We start from the raw sequence: 8,668 nt of genomic DNA on the forward strand, positions 1-8,668 counted from the left end.
CTGCCCTGATTTTTCTTCGGCACTTCAGGAATCTGGCCAGCCCCTGAGGGGTTGCTTGCTGATTGCTGATTGCTGATTGCTGACTGCTGAGTGCTGAGCGCTGACTGCTAATTGCTCGTTACCGCTCGAACACCACCGCCTGGCCGTCTTCATAGGTGACGCGAAATCGCGGGTCGAGGCGCAGCAGCGACGTAAGCGGCTGGCTGGGATTGGCGACCACGACTCGCGCCGATAGCAGTTCCGGATCGCTGGCCCAGTCGCGCACACCGGACCAGACAGCCATAGCGCGCTCAACTTGCAGATCACTGTGCACACTGGTGCGGCTGTCGAGTGAGACCTGCATATCTGGTACGGTCCATAGCAAAAACCCGCCCCAGGTAAGATCGCAATATATCGTTCCGCGAGAGATGTGCTGGCGCACATAAGCAGCAGCTTTCACGGGAAATTCGTCGGCGATGTCCGCTTCCAGCCCTGTCTGAGATAAGGGATGAAGCGCTCCGACAATCAGTGTTCCCACGATGACGAGGCTTGCCGTCACCCAAGAGTAGAGCGGCAGCCGCTGAGCTGGCCCGCCCGCGGGGTCGACCGTGAGATCGCTGTTTGATTCGGGCCGCATCGCACATAGACCGGCCAGCGCGGCAAGCCAGATGTCGCGAACCTGGCGGAATGCCACGAGACAGCCACAGAGCAGCAAGACTGTCTGCCAACGCCAGACAGTTCGGTTCCGGCCCACCAACAGCCAGGCTGCGAAGATCCAGAGCAGCAAGACGTAGCTGTTCAGGCTGCGAAAGGTTGGCGACTGCAATTCCTCGAGATAGCGCCATTGCCCGTACTGAGTGGCGAATCCCAGGATGGTGGAATAGATCTTCAGGCCGAAGGGGTTGATCAGCGTAGCGACGACGCAGCCCAGAAGGACTGCCGATCGGGTTCTCAGAGCCGGCTCCTCAGCAGACTCGAACCGTGGCCACAGACGATGTGCCAGCGGCGCGGCGGCAAAGAGTCCCAGGGCGGCCAGTCCATAGATGAATTGCACATGCACATTCGCCCACAGCAGGTATAGGGCAGGGAGGACGGCCAGGCCTCGCAAGCTTCCGGACTGCGAAACCGATAGCAGAAGCCATAGTTGAACCGCGAAGAATAAAACGCTGATCAGTCCGGGGCGGGGGGCAAAAATGGGCGAGATCGCCACGAGTACGGCAGCCGTCGCTGCCAGCGATGCAGCCGGTCCAGTCCGAAGCCGGCGCACCATGGCCACCGTGACCGCCGCTATTGCCAGCGCCATGCTGACCGGATAGAGAACGAATACTCCAAAGTAGCCGAAGTCTCGGTACAGCAAGGCCATGACGACATCGAAGGTCCAACTATAAGGAACCCACGATTTTCCTCTCAGCGTGGAAAAGAGGTCCAAATGCGGAATGCTCTTGTGTTCGAGGATCCACTGTCCGGTGCGCAGGTGCCACCAGATATCCGGATCGTAGACACCGCGATAGTGAATCGCGAACCAGACGGGATAGAGAATGATTAGCGCCAGCAGAAAGGAAAATAGAAGACGGCGCGAGGCCGGCAGCGGATGAGGAACTGCAACCGGGTCGGCTCGCAATGCCCGGCCTTCATCGCCGGCTTTCGGTTTGTGTTGCTTGCGAGTTTTCGCGATGGCCGGCATCGACTTCATCACTCATCGCACATTGGTCTTATAACGGAGCGGTGATGTCCACTGGCTGGTTCCAATCGTAATACTTGATAAGGATGCCGCCAGTTCCCATGACCACCTGCGCCGGCAATTGAGTGGTGGTATCGATGCAGATGGTGTAACGCATATTTCCCATGTGACCGCCCGCCGGTTTGCTGCCGGGATGCCCAAAGGCAACCTCCCATTCCTGGCAGGGCGAACCATTCACTACGACGAGATTGCCCGCAGTGACGGTGGCGTTGGCTTTGGTGACCAATTGCGCCAGGGAACTGCTCATATCGCGGCCTTCGTTGAGGATGGCCCAGGGAGCGGAGGCGCCCGGGTTGTCTCCGCAGGGATAAACATCCGGCGGGACCGGGCTGGTGACCCACTTGCCTTGATCCATCACATAGCTGGTGTGGCCGATGCGGAAGGCCTCATACATGGGGCGATCACCGAGCTTCGCGGTCATCCGTAATTTATCGGGACACGATACTTCTTCCACGGTGATGAAGGGGTCGCCGGGATGAAGGCGCATTTCCACCTGCATCTTGTAGCTCTTGGCCGCCGCCTTGGCCTGACTGGAGCGAAGGATCGCTTTTTTGCCTCCGGTGAGACGGGCGTTCAATCCTGCTTTAAGGCGCACCCAGGTGCTCAGCTCGGCGCCGTTTTGCGGATTGCTACCGCTGTTGGAACAACCAAGGCCGCACAGTAAAGATGAGATCAGAAGCAGAAATACCGGTCTTTTCACCGCTGTCCTCCGCGAATATCTGCGTTTTTTGAGCATAGGGCCGGGCGCGATGTTTGCCATTCGCACAAATCACCCAAGCCTGTGATCACCATCACAGGAGCGTCTGTTCCGGTCCCGAGGCAGTTCTCGAACTTCTTACTTCGAACTTCTGACTTCATACTTCTGCTCAATGGCTCTTCACCATCGTAGTTGCCGGCATCGCCGCGCTGGCGTTCGCCGGCATGGTCCAGCCGGGGGGCAGCGGATAAGGGAACCCCGTGTGGTTGACGCCGTGGCAGACCAGCGTGCAGGTGCCTTGCCCGGGCGCGGTCCGTGTCCAACTGGGAGTCCCGCCCACCACCGTGGTATCAAAGTTCACCAGCATCAGCGCTCCCGATGCGTGCGGAGAATGGCAGGTGCTGCAGGCAGCGCCCGCGATCTGCATGTGCTCTCCATGAAGCGGGAAGGTGGTGGTGGTGCCCATCACGATGGTCAGATCGTGGCATTTGTCGCAAAGCCGGAAATTGTCCTGGCTATAGGCTCCGAGTCCGGGCGAGGCTGCGCCGGGCAATCCGGGAGCGGGCTCCATCAGGCTCGATCGCTCCAGCAGGTGCGGGAAGTTGGAACCATGCACTCCGGAAGGTCCGGTGCCGCCATCGATGGTCTGCACTCCGGTGTCGTTGTTATGACAATCCGTGCAAAAGATGGAGCTGTTCATGCTGAGGGGACGGCTGCCGATGTTGTTGCCGCCCTTGGAGATCATGAACGCACGCAAGCTTGGCACCTGGGTGCCGGGTACATTCCCTGGCATGGTGACCGGATGCGACGAAATGCCGTTGGCAAATGAGATGCGGAGGTTGTAAGCGTTGGGACTGCCCACATCGTACTGGCGCTTGGCATTTCTCCCGTATCCGAATCCAGCGGTGCCACTATCCGTGCTCTGCGGTTTGTTGGCACTGTCGGCGTGGCACTTGAAGCAGATTTCGTATTCGTTGACTGCCTGCGGCAGAAAGGTGTTGGCGGACGACTGGCCGCGCACGCCGCGCAAGGGCGGGGTCACTCGCGGAGCCTGAGGCGCGTAGCCGACAGGAGTTGCCTGGGCGAAGTGGCTGTTGTGGCAATCCATGCACTCGGCGTGGCGCGGAGTGCCCGGGGCGTTCTCCGGCAAGGGAAACTGAGCCGAGTTCGGACCTTCCGATTCGTCGTGCACCGAAGGGGTCAGCATCACCGGATGCTTGTACTGCTTGGCGAATTCATTCTTGACGTTGAGCGTGGTTACGGTGCCGTCATGGCACTGGAAGCAGACATTTTCCTCGGGAAACTTGACCAGCCGCTGCCCCACCTGTGGGGAGTGCGGCTTGTGGCAGCTCTCACAGCCATTATTGGCCACGCCAATATAGCCGGTATGCGCACCCTGGTTGCTGGTGTAACGGGCATCCTGCACGGGATCGGGCGGACTCTGATGTGCCGATCCGATCCAGCCGTTGGGCTTGTGACAGGTTATGCACATTGCCGAAGCGCGGTTGTTCTTCACCAGAAACATGCCCATGGTGGGGTCCTGATTTTCGTTGTGCGGCTCATGGCAGGTGGTGCACTGGACTTTGCCGGAAAACATCTTCACCGGATCGCCAGTGGGCGGCGGCTGCATCTGCGGATTGGCGAGATTGGGTGAAAAGGCAAAAGGATGATCGTCGGTGAAGCCGTATCCTGAATATCCTGCCAGGTTCGATGGGCTGCTCGCGGGCAAACCATTCTCGTATCCGGAGACGAACATGATTTGGCCGTTGCGCACCGTGTCTCCGAGCGCGATGGTGCCATCATGGCAGCTCAGGCACAGCTTGGAAGGATCGGAAGAGGTGACCGGCGGCACCGTGGACTGCAAGGTGGTGCTGGTGTAAGTGGCAAAATCCCGCGTGCCCATGGTCTGGTTCCAAAGCTCGGTGCCGGGATTGGAGTTGTGTGGGGTGTGACAGAAGATGCAGAGCTGCTCTCCGGCATCGGGGAGGGTTTGCGCGGCCTTGACCGTCGCGGTGGAAGTAACCCGGAAATCATGGCGGGAGTTCACGATCGCCATCTTGTCGGCGGATCCGCCGCGAAGCTGGGCGACCAGGCCGGCAGCCAGCAACAGAGCGGCCGCGATGGTGGCGCGCCGCATCAGTTCCCCCCTCGCGAAGGCATTTCCGCTAATTGCGCATCGGGGCGGAGATGGAATATCTGCACCCGCCGGTTGTAGCTGTCGGCGACGTAAATGCGATCGTGCTCGTCGATGGTGATTCCGGTGGGCAGGAAGAACTGGCCTTCGGCGGGCCCGGTTTGCCCAAAGTAGAAGCGGATACGGCCTTGCGGCGTGTACACCTGCACGCGATCGCGGAAGCCGTCGACGACATAAACATTGCCCCGGCTGTCGAGGGCGATGCCCTTGGCCTTGTCAAATTCGCCGATGGAATCTCCCAGGCGGCCGAATCCGTTTACCACCTGAAAGTTCGCATCGAAATGCTGCACGCGGAAGTTCAGCGAATCGACTACCCAGAAGCTGCCATCGGGGGAAACCGCAATCTGGGTGGGAAAGTTAAACTGGCCGGCTTCCAGTCCGCGCTCGCCGACGCGCTGAATCAACTGCCCGTCCAGGGTGAGGACGATCACCTTCATGGCGACCGTGTCTACGACGTATAGCCGCTGACGCTGGCGATCGATGGCGATTCCGGTGGAGCGCTTGAAGATGCTCTCGTTCTTGCCCAGCGCCCCGATCGTGCGCAGGAACTTGCCTTCGGGATTGAAGACGAAGATGCGCGAACGAATGGAGTCAGAAACGTAGATCAGGCCGTTCGCGTCCAGGGCAATGGCGATGGGCGAGGCAAAGGGGTCGCGATCGGGAGCGCGGAACGTGCGGTACTTGTGGTGCTCGGGATCGAAGACATGAACCAGCCGAGCGCGCGTGTCCACCACCAGCATCCGCCCGCGGGAATCGACTGCGATTCCGTAAGGGGCCAGCATGGCGCGCTGGCGGTCGTCCAGGCCAACGATTTTCTTCATCAGCCACTTGAAGCGCGATTCCTTTCCGATGACGTCGGCGGCGTTGCGCACCGCTCCCACCCACTCCAGTTGCGAGGGAAGATTCCGCGGAGGCTGACGATCGACGGCTTCGATGCGCGGTTGTGCCAGTTCAAAGCAGAGGATCACAACGACCAACGTGAGGGAGAAGCCCAGAACTTTCTTCCCCACTGTTTTCTTGCCCACATCTTTCCTGCCCGCCTTGGAAGAGAACGTCACGTTAGTCGCCTCGTCAAATGCCTCCCTTAAAACAGGGTGAAGGCCCGGGTGATGCGGAAATGGAAGCGGTTAAATAATGTTCCACTCAGGCTGTTGCCGCTCCCCACGTTCAGCAGGTTCCTGGTATAGCCCGCCTCCAGCGTTACCTTGCCCAGCGTATAGCGGGCCTCGATGTCGACGTTGTTGTAGAGCTGATTGGTCTGGGAGAACACATCAGCCTCACGAGTGAACGATCCAGAAATCAGCCACCGCCGCCAGTTGTAGTAGCCCGTCAGTCCAGTAGAGGTTGTGTTCTTGTCCAACAGCGGCGAACTCACCAACAGCGAGACCGGAAGCACCACGATATAGGACCCGGTATTCAACGTGGTTGGGAAGATCGATCCGTTGCCGTTGATGTGGGTGCGGTAGAAGCGCAGGCCGTAGTGCTCGCGCGAGGCGCCGGCGTTGAAGCCGAAGCCCCCGGCATTGAATAGGCCGCCGATGGTCAGGGCGTTGTTTTGCGTGTAATCCATCCCCGCAGTGAGCCGCCAGCCGTCAAAATGGTCGCTTTCCGCTGTCAGTGACGCTTTACGGACATCGCTGTACTGCCCGACGATCTGCGGCAGCACGCTGTGGTTCCCCTGGTAGCCCGCTGTCCAGCGTATTGCCTGCACACTGCCGTGGGAAACGTGCGCCCCGGCCTCCCACGAAGTCGCGTTGGCGTCGCGGCCCAGGTCGCTGACCGTCATGTTGTAGCCCACCCGGCCGTTAGCGCCAACGTCGAAGCTGCCCCACTTGTGCTGCAGTTGTGCGCTTACGAAGGGGGTGACCGTCTTCTCCAAGGTCTCTGTCGTCGAAGGCACCACCGTGGAGGAGTAGCTCACGCCTCCGCCCACCGTCAGCGAATTGGAAAGCTTGTAGTTGGTGTTCTCGCTCAGGGCGGTGTAGGTGTTGGTGGGAAGGACAAAAATCTGCCCCGGCGTGTCCGGCGACTCCACCAGGCCGTTCTCAAATTCCTGGTACGCATACGAGACGCTGGTAGAAAGCTTCTCTGTCGGCCGGTAAAACACCGAAGCGTGATAGCCCAGCAGGTTGAAGTCATTGGTGCCCAGCGATCCCACCTGGCGGTCGTGTGTGCCCTGCTCGCCCGCCGTGACCGTCAACGCGCCATCCAGGAAGTTGCGCTTGATATCGAAATTCTGGTTCCAGGCGTGATCGACAGCAGCTTCCGGCAGAACGGTGGCACCGACGGTGCTGACGTCCTGGTTGATGCGCGAGTATCCGCCCATCCACTCCCACCCGAATAGCCGGTCGTTGGCTGTGGCCTGAAACACCTTCTGGGTGTTGTTGGTCTGATAGAGGGACGTGGGAATTGCGACGTTGGAATCGGTGTCGCGGTAGTTGAGATAGATGTTGCGGACGTGCGGCAGCCGGGGCCGCCAGTCAAATCCGTACTCCTGCGTTCCCTGGTTCTGGTGAGTCAGGTTCGACACGATGCCGCTATCGGTGTGCACGAAGTGAACCAGCAGGGGCATGCCCCGCCCTTCCAGGATGTTGGCGTAGATGCCGTAGCTCAGCGCACCGTTACGATTTTCGTAAGCGGGCAGGGGTCCGCTGCTCGAGGTGGTGCCGCCAGACTGGAGATCGCTGACATTCGCGGTAAAGTTCAGGAATTGAGGATTGAAGAGGTGGCCGGAGAGGGTCGCGTCCACGGTTCCGCCGAACAGTGTATCGGTGGTGTTTCCGCTCTGGCCCAGCGTCTCGGTGTCCAGGCTGCCGTGGTGAAAATCGAAGCCAATTGCTCCGGTGAGGCGCCAGCGCGGCTGCTGCTCTTCATACCAGGGTACGTACTGGGCGATCAGCGGCGCGCTGGTGATCACCACCGCCATCAGGATCGCGAACTTCTCCCAGCGCCGCCTCACTGCCACCCTCCGCGTTGAATCTGACGAACACGCGCATCAATTTCAAAGATGAGGAAGGCGAGAAGTCTCGCCTTCCCCGAACTAACTACTAGCCTGGGTTCTTTGTGCCATCGCTGTGGCAGTACAGGCACCAGGAACCATTGGTGGCCGTGTACACGGCAGCGAAGTTACGGAACAGCAAATGGCTGTTGGTGTGGGGCTCATGGCAGGTGGAGCACTGCATCTTGCCTGCATAGAGCGGAACCACAGCATTGCCAGTGTTGACGTCAACGCCGTTCGGCCCAGCCGGAACCTTCATCCCAGCATTGGAAGCCAATGTGGCGTCGTAGGTGAAGTTGACCGGGTGGGTCTTGTTGGCATCCGCGGGGTTAATGACGCGGGTGGTTGGCAGGGCATTGATGGCTCCAATGGCCCCGGTGTAGGTCGAATTCAGGGCGACCGTGCCGTCGTGGCAGCTCATGCACAGGATGCTGGGGTTGGTAGTGTCAGCATCCGTGCCAGTTGCCTGCAGCGACTTGAGGTCGGTGGCCTGTTGCGTCCAGCTCGTGTACGCGGTGTAAGCCGTGGAGGAGCTGAGCGTGTGGTTCCACAAGAGTTGGGCGGGGCCGTTGGGTCCGAGACCGCCATCAGACGCAAACTTGTGCGCGATGTGGCAGTAATTGCACAGGGCATAGCTGGCGCCGGTGGAGCCGGTGGCAACACCGCCGCTGCCGGTGGCGCGCAGGTCGTGGGGACCGTTGATGATCAACGCCTTATCGACCCGAGCGAAGCTCATACTGGTGACAACCATGACCACCAGTATCAGCATCAGGACTACGCGTAGATATTTCATGAAGACCTCCTGATGATTGGTACTGCTTTACCTAGGTAATAAACATTGGTAGCCGTTACAGCTTCTGCTTGCACGCGAGTGCGCACAGAACTCCTTACTTGCTGCCCAGGAACTGAAACACCTGCACGCGTCCGTTGAGCTGATCGCCCACGTACACGCGGTTGTTCTTGTCGATGTAGAGTCCATTGGGCAGCTGAAATTGTCCCGGTCCAATACCCGGGCTGCCCACAAACATGCGGACATGCCCGGCAGGATCGAAAATCTGA

General features: G+C 59.7%; 6 protein-coding genes. All 6 read right to left on the reverse strand.

All coding sequences use genetic code 11. The features are described 5' to 3' along the window. Positions 1 to 118: 118 nt before the first annotated feature. Positions 119 to 1,672, reverse strand: a complete 1,554-nt coding sequence (locus VEG30_10725) for a hypothetical protein (protein ID HXZ80394.1) — start codon at positions 1,670 to 1,672, stop codon at positions 119 to 121. 19 nt (positions 1,673 to 1,691) lie between these two features. Further along, a complete protein-coding gene (locus VEG30_10730) occupies positions 1,692 to 2,420 on the reverse strand; it encodes a hypothetical protein (GenBank protein ID HXZ80395.1) in 729 nt (242 codons plus the stop codon). 166 nt (positions 2,421 to 2,586) lie between these two features. Beyond that, on the reverse strand, positions 2,587 to 4,554 hold the full coding sequence (locus VEG30_10735; protein HXZ80396.1) for a cytochrome c3 family protein: 1,968 nt from the start codon (positions 4,552 to 4,554) through the stop codon (positions 2,587 to 2,589). Further along, entirely contained in the window at positions 4,554 to 5,669 is a 1,116-nt protein-coding gene (locus tag VEG30_10740) for a 6-bladed beta-propeller (GenBank protein HXZ80397.1), read from the reverse strand. Before VEG30_10740 ends, VEG30_10735 begins: the two co-directional genes overlap by 1 nt. Before the next feature lie 26 nt (positions 5,670 to 5,695). Beyond that, positions 5,696 to 7,570, reverse strand: a complete 1,875-nt coding sequence (locus VEG30_10745; protein ID HXZ80398.1) for a hypothetical protein — start codon at positions 7,568 to 7,570, stop codon at positions 5,696 to 5,698. 88 nt (positions 7,571 to 7,658) lie between these two features. Next, positions 7,659 to 8,402 carry a cytochrome c3 family protein gene (locus VEG30_10750; protein ID HXZ80399.1) on the reverse strand — a complete coding sequence of 248 codons (744 nt, stop codon included), beginning with the start codon at positions 8,400 to 8,402 and terminating at the stop codon, positions 7,659 to 7,661. Positions 8,403 to 8,668: the final 266 nt, after the last annotated feature.

Source organism: Terriglobales bacterium, assembly GCA_035624455.1.
Taxonomy (GTDB): Bacteria; Acidobacteriota; Terriglobia; order Terriglobales; family Acidobacteriaceae; genus DASPRM01.